The organism is Mycobacterium scrofulaceum, assembly GCF_002086735.1.
GTDB lineage: Bacteria > Actinomycetota > Actinomycetes > Mycobacteriales > Mycobacteriaceae > Mycobacterium > Mycobacterium scrofulaceum.
Genome location: NZ_MVIJ01000030.1, coordinates 13,803 through 37,430, shown reverse-complemented (window position 1 = coordinate 37,430; position 23,628 = coordinate 13,803). Strand labels below are relative to the sequence as shown.

The 23,628-nt window shown below is 68.6% G+C and carries 24 protein-coding genes; 7 read left to right on the top strand and 17 right to left on the bottom strand.

The features are described from left to right. Window positions 1–216 precede the first annotated feature (216 nt). Complete coding sequence (locus tag BST44_RS18780) at window positions 217–816, top strand: RidA family protein (RefSeq protein ID WP_083178606.1); 600 nt, start codon at window positions 217–219, stop codon at window positions 814–816. 41 nt (window positions 817–857) lie between these two features. Here the strand turns inward: BST44_RS18780 and paaK are convergent, their stop codons facing one another. The 9 genes from paaK to BST44_RS18735 form a co-directional block, all read right to left on the bottom strand. Further along, complete coding sequence (gene paaK, locus BST44_RS18775) at window positions 858–2,192, bottom strand: phenylacetate--CoA ligase PaaK (protein ID WP_083178646.1); 1,335 nt, start codon at window positions 2,190–2,192, stop codon at window positions 858–860. 23 nt (window positions 2,193–2,215) lie between these two features. After that, complete coding sequence (paaE, locus tag BST44_RS18770) at window positions 2,216–3,316, bottom strand: 1,2-phenylacetyl-CoA epoxidase subunit PaaE (protein ID WP_083178605.1); 1,101 nt, start codon at window positions 3,314–3,316, stop codon at window positions 2,216–2,218. A 1-nt stretch (window position 3,317) separates the two neighbouring features. Further along, complete coding sequence (paaD, locus tag BST44_RS18765) at window positions 3,318–3,836, bottom strand: 1,2-phenylacetyl-CoA epoxidase subunit PaaD (RefSeq protein ID WP_083178645.1); 519 nt, start codon at window positions 3,834–3,836, stop codon at window positions 3,318–3,320. 5 nt (window positions 3,837–3,841) lie between these two features. Then, entirely contained in the window at window positions 3,842–4,753 is a 912-nt protein-coding gene (paaC, locus tag BST44_RS18760) for a 1,2-phenylacetyl-CoA epoxidase subunit PaaC (RefSeq protein WP_083178604.1), read from the bottom strand. A gap of 22 nt (window positions 4,754–4,775) precedes the next feature. Further along, the gene (gene paaB, locus BST44_RS18755; protein WP_083178603.1) at window positions 4,776–5,144 is read right to left on the bottom strand and encodes a 1,2-phenylacetyl-CoA epoxidase subunit PaaB; all 369 of its coding nucleotides are present in this window, start codon (window positions 5,142–5,144) and stop codon (window positions 4,776–4,778) included. Further along, complete coding sequence (gene paaA, locus BST44_RS18750; protein WP_083178602.1) at window positions 5,141–6,121, bottom strand: 1,2-phenylacetyl-CoA epoxidase subunit PaaA; 981 nt, start codon at window positions 6,119–6,121, stop codon at window positions 5,141–5,143. The genes paaB and paaA overlap by 4 nt, the downstream gene beginning before the upstream one ends. Before the next feature lie 76 nt (window positions 6,122–6,197). Continuing rightward, on the bottom strand, window positions 6,198–6,998 hold the full coding sequence (locus tag BST44_RS18745; RefSeq protein ID WP_083178601.1) for an enoyl-CoA hydratase/isomerase family protein: 801 nt from the start codon (window positions 6,996–6,998) through the stop codon (window positions 6,198–6,200). A gap of 21 nt (window positions 6,999–7,019) precedes the next feature. Further along, window positions 7,020–7,877: a 3-hydroxyacyl-CoA dehydrogenase family protein gene (locus tag BST44_RS18740; protein ID WP_083178600.1), complete on the bottom strand. Its 858-nt coding sequence runs from the start codon at window positions 7,875–7,877 to the stop codon at window positions 7,020–7,022. Continuing rightward, window positions 7,874–8,614 (bottom strand): enoyl-CoA hydratase/isomerase family protein, encoded by a 741-nt coding sequence (locus tag BST44_RS18735; protein WP_083178599.1) that lies wholly within the window; start codon window positions 8,612–8,614, stop codon window positions 7,874–7,876. Before BST44_RS18735 ends, BST44_RS18740 begins: the two co-directional genes overlap by 4 nt. A gap of 229 nt (window positions 8,615–8,843) precedes the next feature. Between BST44_RS18735 and BST44_RS18730 the strand changes: the two genes are divergently transcribed. The 3 genes from BST44_RS18730 to BST44_RS18720 all read left to right on the top strand — a co-directional run bounded on the left by BST44_RS18730 (window position 8,844) and on the right by BST44_RS18720 (window position 12,135). After that, window positions 8,844–9,464, top strand: coding sequence for a TetR/AcrR family transcriptional regulator (locus BST44_RS18730; RefSeq protein WP_083178644.1), 621 nt, complete (start codon window positions 8,844–8,846; stop codon window positions 9,462–9,464). Window positions 9,465–9,571: 107 nt separating this feature from the next. Continuing rightward, window positions 9,572–11,632, top strand: coding sequence for a phenylacetic acid degradation bifunctional protein PaaZ (paaZ, locus tag BST44_RS18725; RefSeq protein ID WP_083178598.1), 2,061 nt, complete (start codon window positions 9,572–9,574; stop codon window positions 11,630–11,632). Between the two features lie 167 nt (window positions 11,633–11,799). After that, window positions 11,800–12,135, top strand: a complete 336-nt coding sequence (locus BST44_RS18720) for an EthD family reductase (RefSeq protein WP_083178643.1) — start codon at window positions 11,800–11,802, stop codon at window positions 12,133–12,135. 46 nt (window positions 12,136–12,181) lie between these two features. Here the strand turns inward: BST44_RS18720 and BST44_RS18715 are convergent, their stop codons facing one another. Then, window positions 12,182–12,631, bottom strand: coding sequence for a VOC family protein (locus tag BST44_RS18715; RefSeq protein ID WP_083178597.1), 450 nt, complete (start codon window positions 12,629–12,631; stop codon window positions 12,182–12,184). Between the two features lie 131 nt (window positions 12,632–12,762). Then, window positions 12,763–13,884 (bottom strand): citrate synthase 2, encoded by a 1,122-nt coding sequence (locus BST44_RS18710; protein ID WP_083178596.1) that lies wholly within the window; start codon window positions 13,882–13,884, stop codon window positions 12,763–12,765. Window positions 13,885–13,956: 72 nt separating this feature from the next. Between BST44_RS18710 and pdxH the strand changes: the two genes are divergently transcribed. Beyond that, the gene (gene pdxH / locus BST44_RS18705) at window positions 13,957–14,616 is read left to right on the top strand and encodes a pyridoxamine 5'-phosphate oxidase (RefSeq protein ID WP_083178595.1); all 660 of its coding nucleotides are present in this window, start codon (window positions 13,957–13,959) and stop codon (window positions 14,614–14,616) included. A gap of 128 nt (window positions 14,617–14,744) precedes the next feature. Further along, entirely contained in the window at window positions 14,745–16,037 is a 1,293-nt protein-coding gene (locus BST44_RS18700) for a citrate synthase (protein WP_083178594.1), read from the top strand. On the opposite strand, the gene BST44_RS18695 is transcribed toward BST44_RS18700, so the two are convergent. The 5 genes from BST44_RS18695 to BST44_RS18675 all read right to left on the bottom strand — a co-directional run bounded on the left by BST44_RS18695 (window position 16,038) and on the right by BST44_RS18675 (window position 21,389). Then, entirely contained in the window at window positions 16,038–17,603 is a 1,566-nt protein-coding gene (locus BST44_RS18695; RefSeq protein WP_083178593.1) for a phytoene desaturase family protein, read from the bottom strand. After that, window positions 17,600–17,863: a DUF2630 family protein gene (locus tag BST44_RS18690; RefSeq protein WP_083178642.1), complete on the bottom strand. Its 264-nt coding sequence runs from the start codon at window positions 17,861–17,863 to the stop codon at window positions 17,600–17,602. Before BST44_RS18690 ends, BST44_RS18695 begins: the two co-directional genes overlap by 4 nt. A gap of 141 nt (window positions 17,864–18,004) precedes the next feature. Continuing rightward, window positions 18,005–19,345 carry a HAMP domain-containing sensor histidine kinase gene (locus tag BST44_RS18685; protein WP_083178592.1) on the bottom strand — a complete coding sequence of 447 codons (1,341 nt, stop codon included), beginning with the start codon at window positions 19,343–19,345 and terminating at the stop codon, window positions 18,005–18,007. Between the two features lie 16 nt (window positions 19,346–19,361). Continuing rightward, window positions 19,362–20,072, bottom strand: a complete 711-nt coding sequence (prrA, locus tag BST44_RS18680) for a two-component system response regulator PrrA (RefSeq protein ID WP_142274567.1) — start codon at window positions 20,070–20,072, stop codon at window positions 19,362–19,364. Between the two features lie 177 nt (window positions 20,073–20,249). Then, window positions 20,250–21,389 carry an FAD-dependent oxidoreductase gene (locus BST44_RS18675; protein ID WP_083178591.1) on the bottom strand — a complete coding sequence of 380 codons (1,140 nt, stop codon included), beginning with the start codon at window positions 21,387–21,389 and terminating at the stop codon, window positions 20,250–20,252. 103 nt (window positions 21,390–21,492) lie between these two features. On the opposite strand from BST44_RS18675, the gene BST44_RS18670 reads away from it, so the two are divergent. Continuing rightward, window positions 21,493–22,044, top strand: a complete 552-nt coding sequence (locus tag BST44_RS18670; protein WP_083178590.1) for a TetR/AcrR family transcriptional regulator — start codon at window positions 21,493–21,495, stop codon at window positions 22,042–22,044. A 123-nt stretch (window positions 22,045–22,167) separates the two neighbouring features. On the opposite strand, the gene BST44_RS18665 is transcribed toward BST44_RS18670, so the two are convergent. Continuing rightward, entirely contained in the window at window positions 22,168–23,625 is a 1,458-nt protein-coding gene (locus tag BST44_RS18665; protein WP_083178589.1) for a carboxyl transferase domain-containing protein, read from the bottom strand. Window positions 23,626–23,628 lie beyond the last annotated feature (3 nt).

The following is a 23,628-nucleotide window of genomic DNA, read 5'->3' as shown; positions in this document are numbered from 1 at the left end:
TTCCTAAGGCGCCGTCGGGATTCGGTTGGTGCGCCAGCCATGGGGGCGGTGCGTCGTGCGCGGAGTTCCGAAACTTTCGGCCCCTCGATGCCGTTGCGCGGTGCCGGGGGGCCGTGGCTGGCGTGCCATCGATGACAATATGTAATATGCCATGCGTGACATGGTGTCACAAGTGCGGTCACAGCGCGGTGCCCCTGCCGCCACGGCCACGAGGAGATGAGCGCCGATGGACGATGGGTTTCGCGGGCGGTGCGGCCGCTGCGCGGGCCGGCCGTCCAGTCGTTGCGCCCGGCGGCCGGCGTGAAGCCCGCATCAACGCCGGAGAAACGTCTCGTGCAGCTCGGCATCGAGCTGCCGGCCCCGGCACCGGCCGCCGGCAGATACCTTGCGGCCAAAAGTGATCGCGACCTGGTGTTCATATCCGGCCACGGGCCCATTTGGAACGGGCATGGCGGCTCCGTCCCCGGCATCCGGGGCAAGGTGGGAATCGACCTCACGCCGGAGGCCGCCCGATCGGCCGCCCGCCTCACAGGGCTGTTCCTGCTGTCGGCGCTGCGCGCGGAAGTCGAATCCCTCGATCGCGTGCGATCGGTGCTCAAGCTGTTCGGCATGGTGAACTGCGCTCCCGGATTCACCGACACCCCCGCCGTCATCGACGGCTGCTCGGAACTGCTCGTGCAGGTCTTCGGTGAGAAGGTCGGTCGGCACGCCCGTTCCGCCGTCGGCATGGCCGAGTTGCCGTTCGACATCTGCGTCGAGATCGAGATGCTGGTAGCGGTCAAGCGCAGGTGCTGCCCGCGCGGCCGAAGGCGTTGACGGGTTCGCGGGCCACCACAGCCACCGCCAGTGCCGGGCTGTCAGCCTTTGGGACGGTTGTCGATCAGCCGCCTCGCCTTGCCCTCCGAGCGCGCCATGCTGTTCGGCTCGACAACGTTGACCGTCACGCTGACGCCGATGCGGCTCTTGATCTGCCCGGTAAGCGCCTCGGCGGCGTCCGCACGCATCTCTGGCGTCGCACCCGGCCGGCTTTCCACATGCACGGTCAGAGTGTCGAGTCGGCCGGCGCGGGCGAGAACGCAGTGGAATTCCGGTGTCAGGGCCTGGATTCCGAAGATCAGCTCCTCGATCTGGGTCGGGAAAAGGTTGACACCGCGCAGGATGATCATGTCGTCGGTGCGCCCTGCGATCCTGCGCATCCGCCGCATGCTGCGCGCGGTACCGGGCAATAGTGCCGTGAGGTCGCGGGTGCGGTACCGGACGATCGGGAACGCCTGCTTGGTCAGTGAGGTGAAAACCAGCTCCCCTTCGGCTCCGTCGGGGAGAACTCGGCCGCTTTCCGGATCGATGATCTCGGGATAGAAATGGTCTTCCCAGATATGCAGTCCGTCTTTGGTTTCGACGCACTCCTGCGCAACCCCCGGGCCGATTACCTCCGACAATCCATAGATGTCGACGGCGTCGATGTCGAGCTTGTGTTCGAGCTCGGCGCGCATCTGTTCGGTCCAGGGTTCGGCACCGAAGACGCCGGTACGCAAGGAAGTTTTGCGCGGATCGGTGCCAGCGCGTTCCATCGCGTCGATCAGTGTGAGCATGTAGGACGGGGTGACCATGATGGCGTCGGGCTCAAAGTCGGTGATGAGCTGGATCTGGCGTTCGGTCATGCCACCCGACATGGGGATGACCGTGCAGCCCAGGCGCTCCGCCCCGTAGTGCGCGCCTATTCCGCCGGTGAATAGGCCGTAGCCGTAGGCGATGTGGACCTTGTCGGTGGAGCGGACCCCTGCCGCGCGCAGGCTGCGTGCGACCAGGCCGGCCCAGGTATCTATGTCGGCCGCGGTGTAGCCGACCACGGTCGGGTGGCCGGTTGTGCCCGATGAGGCGTGGACGCGCCGGATCTCCGACTGGGGCACGGCGAACATGCCGAACGGATAGTTCTGCCGCAGGTCGGCTTTGGTGGTGAAGGGGAACAGCGCCAGATCAGCGAGGTCTTTGAGGTCGCTCGGGTGCACGCCGGCCTGGTCGAACGCGGTCCGGTAATGCCCGACATTGTCATAGGCATGTCGAAGCGACCACGTCAGCCGCGAAAGCTGCACGGCCGCAATCTCATCGCGCGACGCCATTTCTATGGCTTCGGGTTCATCGGGTGAGGGCCGCGCGGCGCCATCGGCGGGACGATCGATCACATCGGCCATGGCAAGCTCCCAGGGCAACATCGTCATGCGTCGAAATCCACGGTCAGCGCGTCAGTGACGGGGCAAGACTGGCATGTCAGCACGAAGCCGGCCTCGATTTCGGCGGGCTCGAGGGCGTAGTTGCGGCGCATGTGCACGGCGCCGCCGGTGACCTTGGCGCGACAGGTCCCGCAAACCCCACCCTTGCAGGCAAAGGGCAGGTCGCTGCGGAACCGCTGCGCCCCATCCAGGATCGACGAATCACGCGGCAGCGCGAGTGTGCCGGTGGCACCGTCCAGAACAATGGTGACCCGGCTGACCGGGCCGGACACCGCCGCATCGACATGTTCGACCGGTGCGGGAGCGGCGTCTTCGACGAAGAACAGCTCCTGGTGGATCCGATCGCCCGGCACCCCGAGCGCGCGCAGCGCTGCCCTGGCGTCGGTGACCATACCGAGGGGGCCGCACAGCCAGAAGTGGTCGACGCTGTGCACCGGCACGAGGCGTCGCAGCAGTGCGTGGATGCGGGCATGGTCGAGCCGGCCGCTGAGCAGATCGGAAGTTCGCGGCTCACGCGAAAGCACGTGCACCAGCTGCAACCGTGCGCGGTAGGAGTCCTTGAGGTCGGCCAGCTCATCGGCGAACATGACCGTGCCGGCGCGGCGGTTGCCGTAAAGCAGGGTGACCCGTGAGTCGGGATGGGTCAGCACCGAAGCGGCAATCGAAAGGACCGGGGTGATACCGGAACCGGCGGCAATCACCACGTGGTGTCCCGCCGTGGCGGGGTCCGCGGTGAAATTGCCCGAGGGCGGCTGAACTTCGACCTGATCGCCCGGCGATATCCGGCGGACCAGCCAGCTCGAGACAGCTCCTCCGGGTACTTCGCGGACTCCGATCCGGGGCCGGTCACCAGCAGGCGAGCAGATCGAGTAGGTCCGGCGCTGCTCGGTGCCGTCGATGGTGCGCCGAACGACGACGGATTGGCCGGGTGCGAAAGCGAATTCGGCGGCGTACTCGTCGGGCACGGTGAAGCTGATGGCCGCGGCGTCAGCGCAGAGGCGCTGCACCTCGGCGACTCGCACCGTGCGAAACCGCCGCTTACGCAGGCCCGTACCCGTCGCGGCGACCGGTTCAGCGGTGGACATGTCAGATCTCCTTGATCCGTTCGAATGGTTCACCGCAGCACCGGCACCGGTGCAGGGCTTTGCAGGTGGTCGACCCGAAGGCCGACAGTTCTTCGGTGTCCAGGCCGTTGCACTGCGGGCACTGCACAACGGGGCGGCGCGCAACGAGGGTCAAGGGGACGGGACCGGTGGCCGGTCGCGGGGCGGCGTGCGGGGGAGCGATCCCGTGTTCTTCGAGCTTGCGGCGCCCGCCGGCGGTGATCCAGTCCGAACTCCAGGGTGGCGCCAGCGAAATCCGGATTTCGAACCGCTCGAAACCCCTCGCGGCGAGCGCATTCGAGAGGTCCTCGCGCATGGTGGCCAGCGCGGGACATCCGGAGTAGGTCGGGGTGATGGTGACGACGATGGTGCCGTCCCCGTCTTGGTGGACGTCGCGCAACACTCCGAGGTCAACCAGCGTCAGCATGGGCATCTCGGGGTCGGTCACCGTGGCGGCGACCTCACGCGCCCGCGCCACCGCCCCCATCGTCGCGGCGATCATTCGCCTCACCATGCCCCGGTGGGATGCGCCCGGGCCACCGACTGCATTTCGGCCAACAGATAACTCAGCGCTTCGGTGTGGGTGCCGTCCCGACCCGATCTGCCGGCCACTCGGGCCGCCGCCCGCACCGCCGGGAGCGGCAATAGCGCGGCCTGGAAAATCTGTTCGAGGACCTCGTCGAACTCGCCGCGCAGAGTGGACGAGTCAACGGCCGCGCCCGATGCGGCAAGTCGCTGTTCCACCGGGTTGGCGCTGAAAAGTTCGTCAACGTAGGGCCATACGCCCGTGACCGCTTGCTCGAGCCGGCGCCGTGACTCGTCGGTCCCCCCGGCAAGCGTGAGCAACCATCGGGCGGCGTAGTCGCGGTGATAGGTCACTTCTTTGACGCCCTTGGTGGCCACCGCCGCCAGCACCGGGTCGCGCGAGTCCCGTAGCCGCTGCAGCGTCGCCAGCCGGAACGTGGCGAACACCAAAAGACGCGTGATGCTGTGGGCGAAGTCGCCGTTGGGCAGCTCGACCAGGCGAAGGCACCGAAACGACGGTTCGTCGCGGAAGAAGGCCAACGCGTCGTCGGCGGGCACGGGGGAGCCGTCGGGCAGCGCCGGGACAATCGCGGGGTGGGCGGCCGCGGCGCGGGCCAGCAACAGCCGGGCCTGGCCGAGCAGGTCCAGCCCGATGTTGGCCAGTGCCATCTCCTCTTCGAGTTCGGGTGCGCGAGCGCACCATTGGGTCAGCCGCTGCGCGGAGACCAACGCATCGTCGGCGAGCATCAGGCAGTAGGTTGCCAGGTCGGGGCCGTCGATGCCGTCGGCCAGCGTGGTGTCGACGCCGGCCAGGGGATCGTCGAAACTGGTGCCGAATGCCCACTGGCTGTGCGTGTCCTCGTCGATGGCGCGGGGGTTGGCGTGATCGTTCATGCGCGCAGGCCTTCCTCGCCGATCACATGTGGGGAACGTTGTCGGCGATGGTGTAAAAGGTCGGGTGGCGGTACACCTTGTCGCCGCTGGGGGCGAAGAACGGATCCTTCTCGGCGGGGCTGGACGCGGCGATGGCCTCCGAACGCACCACCCAGATGCTGACGCCTTCGTTGCGCCTGGTGTAGAGGTCACGCGCGTGGCGCAGGGCCATCTTCTCCTCGGCAGCGTGCAGCGAACCGACATGCACATGGTTGAGGCCGCGCCTTCCGCGGACGAAGACCTCGTAGAGGGGCCAGTCGGCCTCGACCGCGGTGTTGTCGGGTGCGGTGTCCACGCTCGCTGTCGGAACCGCACCGTGACCGCCTTCGGCGGTGAAACCCTCGTCACTCATCGGGCTTTGCCTTCCACGGCCCGCGGTTTCGCCGCGAACGCGGTCGCGGCCTCGCGCACCCATGCGCCGTTGTCGTGGGCGCGCGTGCGCGTGGCGATGCGTTCGGCGTTGCACGGGCCATGCCCCTCGATGACGTCCATGAACTCGCTCCAATCCGGCGTCCCGAAATCGTGTGCCCCGCGTTTCTCGTTCCAGCGCAGCCGCGGATCGGGCAGGGTGACGCCGAGCGCCTCGGCCTGCGGGACCGTCATGTCGACGAAGCGTTGCCTGAGCTCGTCGTTGGTATGGCGCTTGATCCCCCATGCCATGGACTGCGCGGTGTGGGACGAATCGGTGTCGGGCGGGCCGAACATCATCAGGGTCGGCCACCACCAGCGGTCGACGGAGTCCTGGACCATGGCGCGTTGGGCGTCGGTGCCCGACATCATCGTGGCCAGCAGTTCGTAGCCCTGGCGTTGGTGGAAGGACTCCTCCTTGCAAACCCGGATCATCGCGCGGGCGTACGGTCCGTAGGAGCTGCGGCACAACGGGACCTGATTACAGATCGCCGCGCCGTCGACCAGCCAGCCGATCACGCCCACATCGGCGTACGTCAACGCGGGGTAGTTGAAAATCGAGGAATACTTCTGCTTGCCGGCAATGAGCTTGGCGTTGAGGTCGGCACGGTCGGCGCCCAAGGTCTCGGCCGCGGAATACAGGTAGAGGCCATGGCCGGCTTCGTCTTGCACCTTGGCCAGCAGGATTGCCTTGCGGCGCAACGAGGGTGCCCGGGTCAGCCAGTTGCCTTCGGGCTGCATGCCGATGATTTCGGAGTGAGCGTGCTGTGCGATCTGGCGGATCAGCGTCTTGCGGTAGCCGTCGGGCATCCAATCGCGGGGCTCTATCCGCATGCCGTCGGCGACGATTGCTTCGAACTCCCGCGCCAGTGGAGCGGGGTCGTGGCCACCCGTCTGCGACGATACGTCGCCCAAGGTCATCCACCCTCCTATTACCTACCGAACGGTCGGTTATAAAGTCTGCCGGATCGCGGGCTTGAACACAAGTTGGGCGGCTTCAGTGCCCTACGAAGACGGGCCTGGCCTTGGTGAGGAATGCCTCGACGGCCGCAGCATGATCGGTCGACGTCCCGAGGCGCTGCTGTGCGGCGGCCTCACGTTCGAGGACGTCTTGCAATGAGGCAGTGGCGTTTTCGGCTAGCAGGGCCTTGACGGCGCCGAAGGCGGCGGTGGGTCCGACGGCCAGGCGCGCCGCAAGGCCGGTCGCCACCTCGTCGAGGACATCGGGGCCGACGACCTGATGCACGAGTCCCCACGCGTGGGCGGTGGCCGCGTCGACGGTGTCTGCGAGCAAAAACATGGCCGCGGCGCGACCGCCTCCGATGAGCCGGGGCAGCGATGCGGACAGCGCGGAGTCGGCCGCCAGGCCGATGCCGGTGAAGGCGGTGCCGAACTTGGCCTTCGAGCCGGCGATGCGGACGTCGCCCGCCAGGGCCAAACCCAGCCCCGCGCCGACGCAGGCGCCGTTGATCCCAACGACGACAGGTACCTTGATCGCGTGTAGCGCCGTCAGGATCGGGTTGTAGTGGTCGCGCACGGTGTCCATCGCGTGGCCGGGGTCGGCGTGCAGCGCATCGACGTGTTCGGCGAGGTCCTGGCCTACGCAGAAGTTCTTTCCGGCAGCGGTGATCACGAGGGCGCGCACGCTGTCGTCCGCCCCGACCGCGGTCAGCGCATTCAGCAGCTGCTGCTTGGTGGCGCGGTCAAGGGCGTTGGAAGCCGCGGGCCGGTCGAGTCGAATCGCGGCCAGAGCGCCGTCGACGTGATAGGCGACGGTGGCCATGGAAGTTTCTGTCATCGGATGCTCCTCAATGGTTGTTCACCGCGGCCAGGGGAAGAACCCCTGGCCGGTCTTGCGGCCCAGTTCTCCGCGGGCGACTTTGTCGCGCAGCAGCGCCGGTGGCCGGAAGCGTTCCCCCAAGGTGGTGTGCAGGTGCTCGGCGATCGCAAGCCGGACGTCCAGTCCGACGAGGTCTGTGGATCGGAGTGGACCCATCGGATGCCGGTAACCGAATTCCATCGCACGGTCGATCGACGCGGCGTCCGCAACGTTTTCCTCGAGCATGCGGATCGCTTCCAGCCCCAGCGCCACGCCGAGGCGGCTAGTAGCAAAACCCGGTGAATCCTCGACGACCACATCGGATTTCCCGAGTTCGTGAATCCAGCCGAGCACCTGGTCGACGACGTCGGCAGCGGTCGCTGGTCCGCGCACCACCTCGACCAGTGCAGAGGCCGGCACCGGATTGAAGAAGTGCATGCCGACGAACCGCTCCGGAAAGCGCAGCGCCGCAGCTATTTCTCCAATCGACAGGGAGCTGGTGTTCGAAGCGAGCACGGCGGTTGGGGCGACGACCTTTTCCGCCCCGGACAGCACATTGATCTTGTCGGCCGTCCGTTCGGGCACCGCCTCGATGACAAGATTTGCGTCGGAGGGCAATTCGGTCAGTGCCGTCACGGTATGCACCCGCGTCATAATCCGCTGCGCATCGTCGCCCAGGCTGCCTTTGTCCGCCGCGCGGGCCAGCCCGGCGGCAACCCGTGCGCGGGCAGCCACTGCCGCGTCCGGGTTCGCCTCCGCCACGACGACCGTCGACCCGGCCGCGGCGAAGACCTGGCCGATGCCGGCGCCCATCCGCCCTCCGCCGATGACGGCGACCACTTCGGGCACGGTGATCATGAGGTCCTCTTTTCCAGAAACCGGGTCATCCGCTCGACTTTGTCGGGGCTTTCGAACAGGACCGCCTGAGCGATGTCATCGAGCAGGGGATGCGGTGCGGTGGCATCCACAACCGCCTTGGAGATCCGCACCGCCAGTGGCGAGAGCCGGGCAATCCGGTCCGCCAGGGTGCATGCGCGGCTGAGTGCCGTCCCCGTCTCGACCACCTCACCGACCAGGCCGCACTGCAGTGCGGCCTCGGCGTCGAGGATGCGTCCGCCGAGGATGACCTGCTTGGCAATGGATTTGCCTACCAAGTCGGTGAGCCGGTAGCTGGCGCCCGCGGCGGCGAGGATTCCGAGTCCGGGTTCGGGATTGCCGAACCGGGCGCCTGTTGCCGCGACGCGTAGGTCGCAGGCATACGTCAGTTCGGCGCCGCCGCCCAACGCATTGCCCTCCACGGCGGCGATGGTGGGCATCGGCAGCGCCGCAATTCGGTCGAAGACACCGCGATTGATTCCGGCCAACGCTTCGTCGCGCCCCCGCGAGCGGAGTTCGCCGATGTCCGCGCCGGCGGCGAAGTCGCGGCCGGTGGCGCCGACGACGAGCACGCGGGGCCGGCACTCCAGAACCGCGCAAACCGCGTGAAGTTCGGTGACCATTGCGGCGTTGATGGCATTGCGTTGGGCCGGGCGGTGCAATTCGACCACCACACGGTCGTCATCCTCGTGGACGCGCAGCGTCTCGTAGTCGGTCACAGCGCCTCGATCAACATGGCCACCGAACCGCCGGACAGTGGGCGCGACGATTGCGCGGTCCCGATGCCGTAGGCGCGGAACAAGCCGTCGACCAGATCGACATCTGCGTCCACCCCGCCATCCTTTCGCGATTCCGATGATAACCGACCATTCGGTCTATAATTCATAGCAGATGGCTGGGCGAGAGGTTGCCGGCGTGTGGATGACGCGAGATGTCATGATGATCAACATGGCCGCACCGCGTTCGCGCCCCACCGGGCAAGTCGGTCGGCCGGGCTATGACTTGGACTCTTTGCTGGCCATTGCCGTGGGCGTGTTCAACCAACGCGGCTACGACGGCACGTCGATGGAACACCTGTCGGCCCGGCTGGGCATCAGCAAGTCGTCGATCTATCACCACGTCAGCGGTAAGGAAGAGCTGCTGCGGCTCGCCGTGGATCGGGCCCTGGACGCGCTCTTCGCCGCCACGCAAGCCCCGGACACCACTACCGGGCCGGCCATCGAACGCCTGGGAAACCTGGTCAAACGCAGTATCCATGTGCTGGTCGAGGAGCTTCCCTACGTGACGCTGCTGCTGCGGATTCGCGGCAACACCACCGTGGAGCGCCGCGCTTTGGCGCGGCGCCGCGAGTTCGACCACATCGTCGGAAAGCTCGTCGAGGACGCGTGCGACGAGGGCAGCATTCGCCCCGACGTCGATCCGGCACTGACGAGCCGGCTCATCTTCGGCACCGTCAACTCCCTCATCGAGTGGTACCGGCCAAGCCGTGCCCTGGGCGCCGACGAACTCGCTGACGCGGTGGCGACGATGATCTTCGACGGACTGCGCACCGCTGCTGCCGCAGACTGACCGTTCGGCCGGTATTACCGCCCCCTGACGTGCGCTTGACGCGGCGATGGCCCCGCTGGCATGGTGATAACCGAACGAATGGACGGTTGGTTAAAGGAGCCTGCTGGATGACCGATGTGCTGAAGAGCTACGTGACGGGAAGCTGGGTCGCGCCGGCGGGGGATGACGTCCCACTGTTCAACGCGGTCACCGGCGAGGAAGTGGCCCGATTCGCGACGGGTCCGGTGGACGTGGCCGCCCTCATCGCCCACGGGCGTGAGGCCGGCGGCCCGGCGTTGCGCGCGTTGACCTTTCATCAGCGGGCCAACGCGCTGAAATCGCTGGGCAAGCTGCTCATGAGTCGCAAGGAAGAGTTCTACCCGCTGTCGGCGGCCACGGGCGCGACCGCCCGCGACTCGGCGATCGACGTCGACGGGGGAATCGGCACATTGTTCAGCTACGCGAGCAAGGGCACGCGCGAACTGCCGAACGACACCGTCCACCTCGATGGCCCCGCTGAAAGGCTCGGCCGCACCGGTGCATTCGTCGGACAGCACATCTACACCTCGCGCGCCGGCGTCGCTGTCCAGATCAATGCGTTCAACTTCCCGGTGTGGGGCATGTTGGAAAAACTGGCCCCGGCGTTTATCGCCGGGGTGCCCTCGATCGTCAAGCCGGCACACCAAACCGCCTACCTGACCGAATTGGTGTTCCGCGCCATCGTTGACTCCGGGTTACTTCCCGAAGGGTCCGTGCAGCTGCTGTGCGCCAGCCCGCACCAGTTGCTGGACCACCTCGACAGCCAGGACAGTGTGTTGTTCACCGGGTCGGCATCGACCGCGGCCAAGCTCCGCGGCCATCCCGCGGTGGTCGAGGGCGGTCTGCGCTTCAACGGCGAGGCCGATTCCCTGAACTGCTCGATCCTGGGCCCCGATGCCACTGCGGACACCCCCGAGTTCGACTTGTATGTCGAGCAACTCGTGTCGGAGATGACCTCGAAGGCGGGCCAGAAGTGCACGGCCATCCGGCGCGCCCTGGTGCCCCACGAACTTCTCGATGAGGTCATCGACGCGACGAGCGCGCGACTGGCGCACATCGTCGTGGGTGACCCGGCGCTCGATGGCGTGCGGATGGGTCCGTTGGCCAGCCTCGATCAGCGCGAAGAAGTGCTGCGGTCGCTCAAGAGCCTTCGCGACGCCGCTGCCCTTGTCTTCGGCGACCCGGAATCGTTCACCGTCGAGGGCGCCGACGCCGCCCGTGGCGCCTTCCTGCCGCCAATGCTGCTGCGGGCAACGGATCCCACGGCCGCCGCCGTGCATGAGGTAGAGGCTTTCGGCCCGGTGAGCACCGTCATCGGCTACCGCGACATCGATGACGCCATCGCGCTCGCGGCGCGCGGAAAGGGAAGTCTCGTCGGGTCATTGGTTACCCACGATGCCGCGGTGGCACGACGGGTGACGATCGGCATCGCCCCGTATCACGGCCGCGTTCTCGTGCTCGACCGCGACGACGCCAAGGAGTCGACCGGCCACGGATCGCCGCTGCCCACCCTCGTGCATGGTGGGCCGGGTCGTGCGGGCGCCGGAGAAGAGTTGGGGGGCATCCGGGGCGTCCTGCACTTCATGCAACGCAGCGCGATCCAGGCCGGTCCCGACATGATGACAGCAATCACCGGTCGCTGGACCACCGGTTCCGCACGGACCGCCACGGACGTGCACCCGTTCCGCAAGCACCTCGAGGAGCTGCACATCGGCGACACGATCGTCGGCGGCCCGCGGGTCGTCAGCCTCGAAGACATTCACCACTTCGCCGAGTTCACCGGCGACACCTTCTATGCTCACACCGACCCAGCGGCAGCGGCCAACAACCCGTTGTTCGGCGGGATCGTCGCGCACGGCTATCTCGTCGTTTCGCTGGCAGCCGGCTTGTTCGTCGAACCCAGCCCGGGTCCGGTCCTGGCGAACTTTGGCGTGGACGGGCTGCGCTTCCTCACCCCGGTGAAAGCTGGAGACGCCCTGACCGTCACCCTGACCGCAAAGCAGCTGACACCGCGGCTTTCGGCCGACTACGGCGAAGTCCGCTGGGATGCCGTGGTGACCAATCAGCATGGTGAGCAGGCGGCTACTTATGACGTCTTGACGCTGGTCGCGAAAATGAAAGAGGAACGCAACCAACCGGGGCGTCGATGAGAATGTCAAGCGACGGCAGCCCCAGCCCCTGACGCCCGGGGCGTGACTGCAGTGCTCGGGGTCGTAGCGAAGCCGCCAGACCGGCTTTCGTTCGATTTCGGCCGCCGTCGATCCGGGTCTTCGTCGTCCCGTGCTATCCGATCCCCCTTAACCGTGAGGAGCAAATGATGTTTCGAGTCTCAGTCTGCTACGGCGAGCCCACCGACCCCGGAGCGTTCGAGAAGTACTACAGCAGCACGCATGTTCCGTTGACGTTGAAGATCCCCGGTTTGACCGGCTTCACCACCGGCAAGTGTCGGTCGCTCATGCCTGACCGCGAGGCCCCGTACTACATGGTGGCCAGCCTGACCTTCGGTTCCCTCGAAGATCTCAAAGGGGCGCTGAAATCACCCGAGATGGCCGCCGCCAGTGCCGATGTGGCGAACTTCGCCACCGGCGGGGTCTCGTTGTACAGCACGGAAGAGGTCGACCGGCTGATCGGGACCGGTAACGCGTCGTCCTAGACCTGATCCACGGCCTGTGGCCGGACTACGCGGCCGATAGCCGGCGCTACCGCCCCGCCATCGCGGCCTGGATCTCGTCGTAGCCGACCTCGCGGACCGGCTGCCCCATCGACCAGTGGTGGCCGAACGGATCGGCGACCACGCCGTAACGGTCGCCCCAGAACTGATCGTCCAGCGGGGCGACCACGGTGGCGCCGGCGTCGACCGCGCGCTGGAACTTGGCGTCGACGTCGGTGACGGTCAGGTGGATGGTGACCGGCGTGCCACCCAACGACGTCGGCGTCATCGACTTGCCGCCGCACATCTCGGGGAAGTCATCGTTGAGCATCACCAAAAAGCCGTTGATGCGCAGCGCGGCGTGGATGAGTTTCCCGTCCGGACGAGGCACCCGCCCCAGCTCCTCGGCGCCGAACGCCCTGACGTAGAAGTCGATTGCGGCGGCGGCGTCGTCGACCACCAGGTGCGGGGACAGGGCGGGCTCGATGTTGAGCGCCATGGTGTTCTCCTTGCTGTCGGTTCCCAGGCCGGCCCGGGGCGGGCAGGCTCGCGAGTTATGACTGCGCCCGCGACGAAAACTCATCGCGGCGACACTCATTCAACCGCCGGGTACCGACAACGAGAGCGCCGTCAGGCGTGGGTGAGGCTGCGGTCCCAACCTTCGACAGATTCGGGGCTGCGCGGAGCCGGCCCCACGTAGATGGCCGACGGGCGCACCAGCTTGCCGAGCCGCTTCTGCTCGAGGATGTGCGCACACCAGCCCGCGGTGCGGCCGCAGGTGAACATCGCCGGCATCATGTTGGCCGGGACCTGGGCGAAGTCCAGGATCACCGCCGCCCAGAACTCGACGTTGGTCTCGATGGCCCGGTCCGGACGGCGCTCGCGCAGCTCGGCCAGGGCGGCCTGCTCCAGCGCCACCGCAACCTCGTGCCGCGGCGCGCCCAGCCGCTCCGCCGTCGCGCGCAACACCCGCGCCCGCGGGTCCTCGGCACGGTAGACCCGGTGCCCGAAGCCCATCAGCTTGTCGCCGCTGTCCAGGATCTTTTTGACCAGGGCGCGGGCGTCGCCGGTGCGCTCGACCTCTTCGATCATCGGCAGCACCCGCGCCGGCGCCCCGCCGTGCAGCGGCCCGCTCATCGCCCCGATCGCCCCGGACAACGCCGCGGCGACGTCGGCCCCGGTCGAGGCGATCACCCGGGCGGTGAACGTCGAGGCGTTCATGCCGTGCTCGGCGGCCGAGACCCAGTAGGCGTCAATCGCCTCGACATGCCGCGGGTCCGGCTCGCCCTGCCAGCGCGTCATGAAACGGGCTGTGACGGTGGAGCATTCGTCGATGACCCGCTGGGGCACCGCGGGCTGGTAGATGCCCCGAGCGGACTGCGCGACGTAGGACAGCGCCATCACCGAGGCCCGGGCCAGCTGGTCACGGGCGGTGGCGTCGTCGGTGTCGAGCAGGGGCTTGTACCCCCAGATCGGGGCCAGCATCGCCAGCCCGGCCTGGACGTCGACGCGCACGTCGCCGGTGTGGATGGGCAGGGGGAACGGCTCGGCGGGCGGCAGGCCGTGGCCGAACTTGCCGTCGACCAGCAGGCCCCAGACGTCACCGAAGGTGACCTGCTGATCCACTAGGTCTTGGATGTCGACGCCGCGGTAACGCAGCGCGCCGCCGTCTTTATCCGGTTCGGCGATCTCGGTGGTGAAGGCGACGACGCCTTCGAGGCCGGGGACAAAGTCTTCGGGGACCACAGTCATACCGAAAATTCTCGCACCCCAGCCTGCGGCCGACGCTACCGGCCGGTAGCAAGCCCCGGTAGCGTTGGCGCGATGGCAGGACCAGACTCCGAGCACCTGCAGCGAATGCGCGTGGAATACGGATCGGCGGAAAAGGACGGCAGTCCGGATCTCGACGCGGATTGGCTCGCCGACGGCTGGGTTGCCTTGTTGCGCAGATGGATCGAGGACGCCGAACGGTCCGGCGTCGCCGAGCCCAACGCCATGGTGCTGGCCACCGTCGCGGACGGCAGGCCGGCGAGCCGGACGGTGTTGTGCAAGAGCGTGGACGAGGCCGGGATCACATTTTTCACCAACTATGGCTCGGCAAAAGGCGCCGACCTGGCGGCGACGCCCTACGGATCGGTGACCTTTCCCTGGTATCAGCTGGGCCGGCAGGTCCACCTTCGCGGCGCGGTGAGCAAGGTCACCCCGGAGGTCACCGAGGACTACTGGTCCAAGCGGCCGCGCGGCTCACAGCTCGGCGCGTGGGCGTCGCACCAGTCCCGCCCGATCGCCTCGCGTGCGGCGTTGCTCGACCAGCTGGCGGAGGTGACCACCCGCTTCGCCGACAGCGACCAGGTGCCGGTTCCGCCGGGTTGGGGCGGCTATCTGCTCGCTCCGGAGTCGGTCGAATTCTGGCAGGGGCGGGAGAACCGGTTGCATAACCGGATCCGGGTCACCGGCGGTCGGGTCGAGCGCCTCCAGCCGTAGCCCACTCCGAGGGTCGGGCGACCCCGCAGACCCGACCCCGGGCAGGCACGCGAACGCAACAACGACTACCTTCACCTATAAGCACCTAGTCAGGGCAGCCATACCAGCCAGAGCGCAAAGGGGTTCTCGTGGCCGACACCGACGACACCGCAACTCTGAAGTACCCGGGGGGCGAAATCGATCTGGAGATCGTTCGCGCCACCGAAGGTGCCGACGGGATTGCGCTCGGTTCCCTGTTGTCCAAAACCGGGCACACCACCTTCGACAACGGGTTCGTCAACACCGCTGCGTGCAAGAGCTCCATCACCTACATCGACGGTGACGCCGGAATCCTGCGCTACCGCGGCTACCCGATCGAGCAGCTCGCCGAGAAGTCGACCTTCATCGAGGTGAGCTACCTGCTGATCTACGGCGAGCTGCCGGACTCCGACCAGCTCGCCGAGTTCACCAAGCGGATCCAGCTGCACACGATGCTGCACGAGGACCTCAAGCGCTTCTTCGACGGCTTCCCGCGCAATGCGCACCCCATGCCGGTGCTGTCCAGCGTCGTGAACGCGTTGAGCGCCTACTATCCGGACGCGCTCGACCCGATGGACAACAACCAGGTCGAGCTGTCGACGATCCGGCTGCTCGCGAAGTTGCCCACCATCGCCGCTTACGCCTACAAGAAGTCCGTCGGCCAGCCGTTCCTCTACCCGGACAACTCGCAGTCGCTGGTGGAGAACTTCCTGCGCATGACGTTCGGGTTGCCCGCCGAGCCGTACCAGGCCGACCCCGAGGTGGTGCGGGCGCTGGACATGCTGCTCATCCTGCACGCCGACCACGAGCAGAACTGCTCGACGTCGACGGTCCGGCTGGTGGGGTCGTCGCGGGCCAACCTGTTCACCTCGATCTCCGGCGGCATCAACGCGCTGTGGGGGCCCCTGCACGGCGGCGCCAACCAGGCGGTGCTGGAGATGCTCGAGCAGATCCGGGAAAGCGGCGACGACGTCAGCGAGTTCGTCCGCAAGGTGAAGAACCGCGAAGAGGGCGTCAAGCTGATGGGCTTCGGCCACCGGGTCTACAAGAACTACGACCCGCGCGCCCGCATCGTCAAGGAACAGGCCGACAAGATCCTGGCCAAGCTCGGCGGGGACCCGCTGCTGGACATCGCCAAGGAGCTGGAAGAGGCGGCGCTGACCGACGACTACTTCGTCGAGCGCAAGCTGTACCCGAACGTCGACTTCTACACCGGGCTGATCTACCGGGCCCTGGGCTTCCCGGTCCGGATGTTCACCGTGCTGTTCGCGTTGGGCCGGCTGCCCGGCTGGATCGCGCACTGGCGCGAGATGCACGACGAGGGTGACAGCAAGATCGGCCGTCCGCGTCAGATCTACACCGGCTACACCGAGCGCGACTACACCACCATCGACGCGCGCTAATCACAGCGAGGCCAGCACCGCCATGGCGGCGTTGTGCCCGCCGATGCCCGACACGGCACCGCCGCGGCGGGCGCCGGAGCCGCACAGCATGATTCGCTCGTGCGCGGTGGCCACCCCCCATAGCCGCGCCGGGGCGTCCAACGGGTCGTCGTCGTCCGCGAACGGCCACGACAATCCGCCGTGGAAGATGTTGCCCGCGGTCATCCCCAGCTTGCGGTGCAGGTCCAGGGTGGTCGTCGTCTCGATGCACGGCCGGCCCTCGGCGTCGCTCATCAGCACGTCCTGAATCGGTTCGGCCAGAACGGAATTCAGCGACGCAAGCACCGCGTCGGTGAGCCGGTCACGCAGGGCGCCGGAGTACGTGCCGTCGAACAACGAGTGCGGGGTGTGCAGGCCGAACACGGTCATCGTGTGGGCGCCCGACTCGCGCAGGGCGGGCGACAGGATGCTCGGGTCGGTCAGCGAATGGCAATAGGCCTCGCAGGGCAGCGGATTCGGGATCTGCCCGGCGGCCGCGTGGGCATACCCGCTGTCGAGTTGGGTCCAGGACTCGTTCACGTGGAACGTTCCGGCGAAGGCCTGCTCGGGCGCCACGCCGGCGTCGCGCAATCGCGGCAGGCGCCGCAGCACCATGTTCACCTTGACCTGCGCGCCCTGGGCGGGGGTTGGCGGTCGTTCGCCGAGCAGGCCGGCCAGTGTCGACGGTGTCACGCCGGCGAGGACGAACCGGGCGTGGACCGTGCGCTCGTCGTCGCGGACGCGGTAACGCACCCTGCCGTCCGGGTCGACGGCGTAAACCTCTGCGCGGGTGGTGATCTGGGCGCCGTGTCGGACCGCGGCGGCCGCCAGCGCCTCGGTCAGCGCGCCCATCCCGCCGACGGGCACGTCCCAGTCGCCGGTCCCGCCGCCGAGCACGTGATACAGGAAGCAGACGTTCTGGATCAGCGACGGGTCGCCGAGGCGGGCGAAAGTCCCGATCAGTGCGTCCGTCGCCATGACGCCGCGTACCACATCGTTGCCGACGGCGGCGGTGATGGCGTGCCCGATCGGCTCGTCGATCAACGCGTGCCACGCGGCGGTCGCCTCGGCGCTTCCCACGGCGTGCCGGCGGGCCTGCTCGCGGGTGCGCAGCGGTTCCAGCAGCGTCGGCCACAGCCGCCGGGTCACCAGCCGGCAGCGCTGGTAGAAGTCGGCGAACCCCTGCTCGTCGGCGGCGGCCCCGATCGCGGCGAACGTGTCCCCGGTCCCCCCGATCAGCAGCCCGCGGCGCCCGCCGGTGGCGGGGTCGGGCGTGTACGACGAAAACGGTCGCCGGGCCAGCCGCACCGCGGCGCCCAGGTCGTCGACGATGCGCGGCGGCAACAAGCTGACCAGATACGAGTACCGCGACAGCCGGACGTCGACGCCCTCGAAGGCCCGTGCCGAGACGGCGGCCCCGCCGATGTGTCCCAGGCGCTCCAGCAACCGCACCCGCAACCCCGCCCGGGCCAGGTACGCCGCCGCCACCAGGGCGTTGTGGCCGCCACCCACGACGACGACGTCGACATCCGCCGCGTGTTGGCTCAGTTCAGGTAGCCCTCGACCTCGTCGGGCGGGCGCACCTCGGCCTCGCGCGGGTCACCGCCGCTGTCCCGCAGCGCCCGGCGCTGCCGCAGCAGGTCCCAACACTGGTCGAGTTCGACTTCCAGCCGCCGCAGCCGATCGTGCTCCTCCGATTCGGAGATGTCGCGCTGTTGCAGCTGCTCCCGCAGGGCTTTCTCCTCGGCGACCAGGTCGCGGATGTGTGCCAGGGTTTCGCTGTCCGTCGGTTTCTTGCCGTTGGCCATCGCTCCAGTGTGCACGACGCCCCCGCGGGCGGCGAGGAAACCGGGAGCCAGCGGTCGTCCGCCGGCGGCACCGGAAACCGACATACCGGAATCGCTTGTAGCCGCGGGCATTCCGGGCTCACTGATCCGCGCCGCGGGACCCTAGCTCGGGCCCGGGAGGCGCAGCACCAGCCGTGCGCCGCCCAGCGGGCTGCTTTCGAGTGCGGCGGTCCCGCGGTGCAGGTGGGCCTGTTGGGCCACCAACGCCAGGCCCAGCCCCGACCCCGAATGCGAGGCGGTCGACCCGCGGGAGAACCGCTCGAACACCACGGTCCGTTCGTCTTCGGGCACGCCGCTGCCGTTGTCGTCGATGGCGATTTCCACACCGGCGCGGGAGCTGACGGCCGAGAGCTGGACCCGGGTCGCGCCGCCGTGCTTGACGGCATTGGCTATCGCGTTGTCCACGGCCAGGCGCAGTCCGGCCGGCAATCCGACGATGATGCACGTCGGTGAGGGCACCAGGGACACGTCGAGATCGGGGTAGATGCGCATCGCGTCGTGGGCGGCGCGGTCGAGCAACTCGGTGATGTCGACGGGCACGTGGTCGTCGGACGTCGACAGTTCGCCCTGGGCCAGCCGTTCGAGCGCGCTCAGGGTGGCCTCGATGCGCGACTGGGTGCGGATGACGTCGCCCAGCACCTCCTTGCGTTGGTCGTCGGTCATGTCCAGGGTGGACAGCACCTCGAGGTTGGTGCGCATCGCGGTCAGCGGGGTGCGCAGTTCGTGCGACGAGACGGCGGCGAAGTCGCGGGCCGACGCCAGCGCCTCCTTGGTCCGGATCTGTTCGTCCCAGATGCGCTGCAGCATGCCCCGCATGGCTTCGGCGATCTCGACGGCCTCGGTGGCGCCGTGGACCTCGACGCGCGGTGCCTCGTCGCCGGCATCGATCGACCGGGTCTGCTGCGCAAGCTGTTTGAACGGGCGCACCGCGAACGCGGCCAGCAACCAGGCGAACACGGCCGCCGCGCCAATCGCGAAGCCGCAGATCAGCAGCACCCGCCGGTGCAGATTGTTGGTTTCGGCCAGCGTCGCGTCATACGTCGCCCCCACGGCCAGCGACGTGGGCTCCGGCGCGGGAATCTCCACGGTCCGCACCCGGTAACGCACACCCTTGACGTAGGCGTCGGCGTAGTCGACGTCCAGCTTGGGCAGCGTCACGTCGGAGTTCGACTTGACGAGGTCGCCGCGCCGGACCGTCATGATGGCGTCGTTGTCGTTGGGGGAGCGGGGGATTTCGTCCAGCCCGCGCGGCAGGAACGGGATCGCGAAGCCCGCTGCCTCGTCGAGGCGCCGGTCCAGCCGTTCCTTGCGGTCGTTGGTGATGCCCACCCAGACGACGACGCCGACGATGAGCACGGGAATCGCCGCGCCGATGACCGTCGCGACCACGACCCGGGCCCGCAGCGATGGCGTACGGGTCAGGATCCGGGAGACAAAATTCATCGGCCGCTCGACCTGGTTACTGCATACGCAGGACGAACCCTACCCCGCGGACGGTGTGCAGCAGCCTGGGGCCGCCATTGGCCTCCAGCTTGCGGCGCAGGTATCCGATGAACACGTCGACGACGTTGGTGTCGGCGGCGAAGTCGTAACCCCACACCAATTCCAACAGCTGCGCGCGGGACAGCACCGCGGTCTTGTGCTCGGCGAGCACCGCCAGCAGGTCGAACTCCCGCTTGGTGAGGTCGACGTCGACGCCGTTGACCCTCGCGCGCCGGCCGGGGATGTCCACCTCCAGCGGACCCACCGTGATGGTTTCCGACGACGAGGTCGCGGTCGCGCCGCGGCGGCGCAGCAACGCCTTCACGCGCGCGACAAGCTCCGCGAGCACGAACGGTTTGACCAGGTAATCGTCGGCGCCCGCCTCGAGCCCGGCCACCCGGTCGTCGACGGAGCTGCGGGCGGACAGCACGCAGACCGGGACGTCGTTGTCCATCGCCCGCAGCGCCGTGACCACGCTGACGCCGTCCAGCACCGGCATGTTGATGTCGAGCACGATCGCGTCCGGCCGGGTCTCGGTGGCGCTGCGCAAGGCTTCGGCGCCGTCGACCGCGGTCGACACCTCGAATCCGGACAGCCGCAGGCCGCGTTCCAGCGAAGCGAGCACATCGGAGTCGTCGTCGACGACCAAGACGCGAGGTGAGGTCCCGCCAGTGTCCATGGCGCCCATTTTGCCTGATTGTCGATCGCGGTGGTGCCGCGGAGGGGGCGCCGACACCTAAAAGGTTACGTATTCGACGCCGCACCGCGACTGCGCGCTGTTAGGGGCCTTCTGGTGCCGAAACGGCTGGCCTGCAGCGGGATTCGTGCTCCACGTCGAGTCATGTTGGGCCCGTGCGTATTCGGGTCACTCCGCGCCGAGCCCGCTCAGGCGCATCGCGAGCTGCCGTCGCACCGCCGGGACCCCCGCGGCCAGGCGTATTCCGGCGTTGCGGAGGGGCCGCAGCGGGCGCGGGAGGGTCGAGACCCGGGTCAGGCGTCCCGTCAGTTTCAGCACCCGCTCGGCGCGCCGGCGCTGCGCGGCGCTGTAGTCGTCCAGCGCTCCGTCCGGCCCGCCCGCCAGCACCTCGGCGAGCGCCGCGGCCAGCGCCATGGCGTCGGTGATCCCGAGGTTCATGCCCTGCCCGCCGGCCGGGCTGTGCACGTGGGCCGCGTCGCCGGCGAGCAGCAACCGGCCGGCCCGGTAGGTGTCGGCCACGCGGTGATGAATCTGGAACCGGGATCCCCACACCAGCTCGGTGACGGTCGTTTGCCCCGGCCCGAATCCCCGGGCGTCCAGGAGCGCCTGCACGAACTCCACCGACGGCAATGGTGGCGGGTCGGCGGTCGGCGCGACGACGCGGAAGATGTCCCCGGGCAGCGGCGCCAGCACCGTCAGGCCGTCCTTGGCGTAGAACAGGATCACCTCGTTGCGGGGCGCCTCTCCGGTCACGCGGACGTCGGCGAGCGTGAAGGACTCGGCGAATTCCCCGCCGGCGAACCCGATCCCGGCTTGCGTGCGAACCGTGCTGTGCATGCCGTCCGCCCCGACGACGTAACCGGCCCGGATGGTGTCGCCGTCGTCGAACGTCGCCGTGACGCCGCTCGCATCCTGGGTGACTCGGCTCAGTGCCTTGGGGCGGACGACGTCGCCGCCGAGTTCTCCAAGCCGCTCCACCAGCAGCCGCTCGGTGTCGGCCTGGGACAGCATCAGCGTGTAGGGATGTTCCGTCGGCAGCGCGCTGAAGTCGACGGGGATCAAGATGTGCCGGCCCTGCCGCATGGTGAACCGCGGCGCGATCAGCCCCGCCTTGACCATCCGTCGGGACACGTCCAGTTCTTCGAGCACCTCGAGGCTGCGGGCGTTGACGGCTGCGGCGCGGGACGTGTTTGCGCCCGCCGCCATCTTGTCGACCACGACCGCCCGAACGCCGCGGCTGAGCAACGCGGCGGCCAGGGTGAGGCCGGTGGGCCCCGCGCCTATCACCAGGACGTCGGTGTCTTTCATGGCCGGCTCCTCTCTCGGCTGAGTTAGTCAACGCTTGTTGGCATAATCCATGCTCGCGCGCCGGACGTGTTATGTCAACAGTTGTTGGCCTACAATCGTTGGTATGAGGCGGTCGTCTGACGACACCAAGGCGGCGATCCTGGCGGCGGCCCGCGAGCGGTTCGGCGCGGTGGGTTTTCAGGGCGCGACGATCCGGGCGATCGCCGCCGACGCGGGAATCGATCCCGCGATGGTCATGCGGTATTACGGCAGCAAGGACAAGCTGTTCGCGGCGGCCGCCGAGTTCGATCTGCGGTTCCCCGACCTGGCCGCCATCGACCCGGCGCAGGTCGGGCGGTCGATGGTCCGGCACTTTCTCGAACGCTGGGAGGGTGACGAGGCCCTGGTGATCCTGCTGCGGTCCAGCGCCACCAACGAGGAAGCGGCGCAACGGATGCAAGAGATCTTCGGCAGCCAGATCCGGCCGTTGGTGGCCTCACTCGCGCCGTCGGAGGAGGTGGGGGTGCGGGCCGGGCTGATCGCGACTCAGATCCTGGGGATGGCGTTGTGCCGCTTCGTATTACGGCTGCCGCCTGTCGTCGAGATGACGCGGGACGAGATCGTCGACTGGCTCGGCCCGACCATTCAGCGCTATCTCGGCGGGCCGGAGGGCTGACTCACCAGACATAAACCACGGTGGCGTTTTGCGGCGTGTCGTCGCAGCCGTTTATGTGTCGCGGAAGCGGACGGTCGCGGAAGCGGACGGGCGCGGAAGCGGACGGCGTGGAAGCGGACGGGCTCAGGGCAATCCGATGCGCCGGTACCGGCGCAGCCGGGCGGACAGCCGCTCGCCGGCGGGCAACGCGCGCAGCGCGTCCACCTCGGCGGCGATGGCGCGCGACAGGCGCTGACAGAACTCCACCGGCTCGTCGGCGGCGTCGGGACGCTCCGGCACGATGGCGTCGACGATGCCCGAGCTGAGCAGATCGAGCGACCGAATGCCTTGCGCTGCGGCAAGTTCGGCGGCGTGCGCGGTATCGCGGAAGACGATCGCGCTGGCGCCTTCCGGTGGAAGCGGCGCCAGCCAGCCGTGCAGGGCGCACAGCACGCGGTCGGCGGGCACCATCGCCAGCGCCGGCCCGCCGCTGCCCTGGCCGAGCAGCACCGACACCGTCGGGGTGTCGAGGGTGACCAGCTCCGCCAGGCACTGGGCGATCTGACCCGCCAGCCCGCCCTGTTCGGCCTCGGCCGACAGCGCGGGGCCGGCGGTGTCGATCACGAGCACCAGCGGCAGGCGCAGCTCGGCGGCCAGGGCCATGCCGCGGCGCGCCTCCCGCAGCGATGCCGGCCCCATCACCCCGCCCGTCACCCGCTGCTGCCCGAGCACCACGGCGGGCTGACCCGCGAGACGCGCCAGGGCCAACAGCGTCGTCGCGCTCCCCGACAGCAGCACCCGGTCGGTGGCGCCGTGGCGCAGCAGCAGCCCGACGCCCGGCCGGTCCGGGCGCCGCGACGCGACCACCGAGTCCCACGCCGGCACGTCGGGTGTCGGCTCGGGCGGCGGCGCGGGCGGTAACGCCTCGGGCGGGTCGGCGATGACGGTCAGCGCCCGGTCGAGCATCCCGCGCAGCTCGGCGACCGGGACGACGCCGTCGATCACGCCGTGGCGCTGCAGGTTCTCCGCCGTCTGGACGCCTTCGGGGAACGGCTCGCTGTAGAGCAGCTGGTACACCCGCGGCCCGAGGAAGCCGATCAGCGCGCCGGGCTCGGCGAGCGTGACATGACCCAGCGATCCCCACGACGCGAACACCCCGCCGGTGGTCGGATTGCGCAGGTAGACCAGGTAGGGCAGGTGGGCCTGCTTGTGCAGGCGGACCGCCGCGGCGATCTTCACCATCTGCAGGAAGGCGACCGTGCCCTCCTGCATGCGGGTGCCGCCGGAGCTCGGGGACGCCAGCAGCGGCAGCCCCTCGGCGGTCGCTCGCTGCACCGCGGCGGTGATCCGTTCGGCCGCCGCCACGCCGATCGAACCGCCGAGGAAGCCGAACTCGCACACCACGACGGCCACCCGGCGCCCGAGGATGCGGCCCTCGCCGGTCAGCACCGATTCGTCCAGGCCGGTCGCCGCCCGCGCGTCGGCCAGCTCGCGTGCATACGCCGCGCTGACCGGCACGGCGAGCGGCTCGCTGTCCCAGCGGGTGAAGGAGCCCTCGTCCAGCACCGCGTCCCGCAACTGAGCAGCCGTGATACGACTCACGAC

What these genes read in the sequence shown, in the direction of transcription:
- BST44_RS18780 (WP_083178606.1), top strand. Translation starts at nt 217, where the DNA reads ATGAGCGCCGATGGACGATGGGTTTCGCGGGCGGTGCGGCCGCTGCGC.
- paaK (WP_083178646.1), bottom strand. Translation starts at nt 2,192, where the DNA reads ATGGCCGATGTGATCGATCGTCCCGCCGATGGCGCCGCGCGGCCCTCA.
- paaE (WP_083178605.1), bottom strand. Translation starts at nt 3,316, where the DNA reads ATGTCCACCGCTGAACCGGTCGCCGCGACGGGTACGGGCCTGCGTAAG.
- paaD (WP_083178645.1), bottom strand. Translation starts at nt 3,836, where the DNA reads ATGATCGCCGCGACGATGGGGGCGGTGGCGCGGGCGCGTGAGGTCGCC.
- paaC (WP_083178604.1), bottom strand. Translation starts at nt 4,753, where the DNA reads ATGAACGATCACGCCAACCCCCGCGCCATCGACGAGGACACGCACAGC.
- paaB (WP_083178603.1), bottom strand. Translation starts at nt 5,144, where the DNA reads ATGAGTGACGAGGGTTTCACCGCCGAAGGCGGTCACGGTGCGGTTCCG.
- paaA (WP_083178602.1), bottom strand. Translation starts at nt 6,121, where the DNA reads ATGACCTTGGGCGACGTATCGTCGCAGACGGGTGGCCACGACCCCGCT.
- BST44_RS18745 (WP_083178601.1), bottom strand. Translation starts at nt 6,998, where the DNA reads ATGACAGAAACTTCCATGGCCACCGTCGCCTATCACGTCGACGGCGCT.
- BST44_RS18740 (WP_083178600.1), bottom strand. Translation starts at nt 7,877, where the DNA reads ATGATCACCGTGCCCGAAGTGGTCGCCGTCATCGGCGGAGGGCGGATG.
- BST44_RS18730 (WP_083178644.1), top strand. Translation starts at nt 8,844, where the DNA reads ATGGCCGCACCGCGTTCGCGCCCCACCGGGCAAGTCGGTCGGCCGGGC.
- paaZ (WP_083178598.1), top strand. Translation starts at nt 9,572, where the DNA reads ATGACCGATGTGCTGAAGAGCTACGTGACGGGAAGCTGGGTCGCGCCG.
- BST44_RS18720 (WP_083178643.1), top strand. Translation starts at nt 11,800, where the DNA reads ATGTTTCGAGTCTCAGTCTGCTACGGCGAGCCCACCGACCCCGGAGCG.
- BST44_RS18715 (WP_083178597.1), bottom strand. Translation starts at nt 12,631, where the DNA reads ATGGCGCTCAACATCGAGCCCGCCCTGTCCCCGCACCTGGTGGTCGAC.
- BST44_RS18710 (WP_083178596.1), bottom strand. Translation starts at nt 13,884, where the DNA reads ATGACTGTGGTCCCCGAAGACTTTGTCCCCGGCCTCGAAGGCGTCGTC.
- pdxH (WP_083178595.1), top strand. Translation starts at nt 13,957, where the DNA reads ATGGCAGGACCAGACTCCGAGCACCTGCAGCGAATGCGCGTGGAATAC.
- BST44_RS18690 (WP_083178642.1), bottom strand. Translation starts at nt 17,863, where the DNA reads ATGGCCAACGGCAAGAAACCGACGGACAGCGAAACCCTGGCACACATC.
- BST44_RS18685 (WP_083178592.1), bottom strand. Translation starts at nt 19,345, where the DNA reads ATGAATTTTGTCTCCCGGATCCTGACCCGTACGCCATCGCTGCGGGCC.
- prrA (WP_142274567.1), bottom strand. Translation starts at nt 20,072, where the DNA reads ATGGGCGCCATGGACACTGGCGGGACCTCACCTCGCGTCTTGGTCGTC.
- BST44_RS18675 (WP_083178591.1), bottom strand. Translation starts at nt 21,389, where the DNA reads ATGAAAGACACCGACGTCCTGGTGATAGGCGCGGGGCCCACCGGCCTC.
- BST44_RS18670 (WP_083178590.1), top strand. Translation starts at nt 21,493, where the DNA reads ATGAGGCGGTCGTCTGACGACACCAAGGCGGCGATCCTGGCGGCGGCC.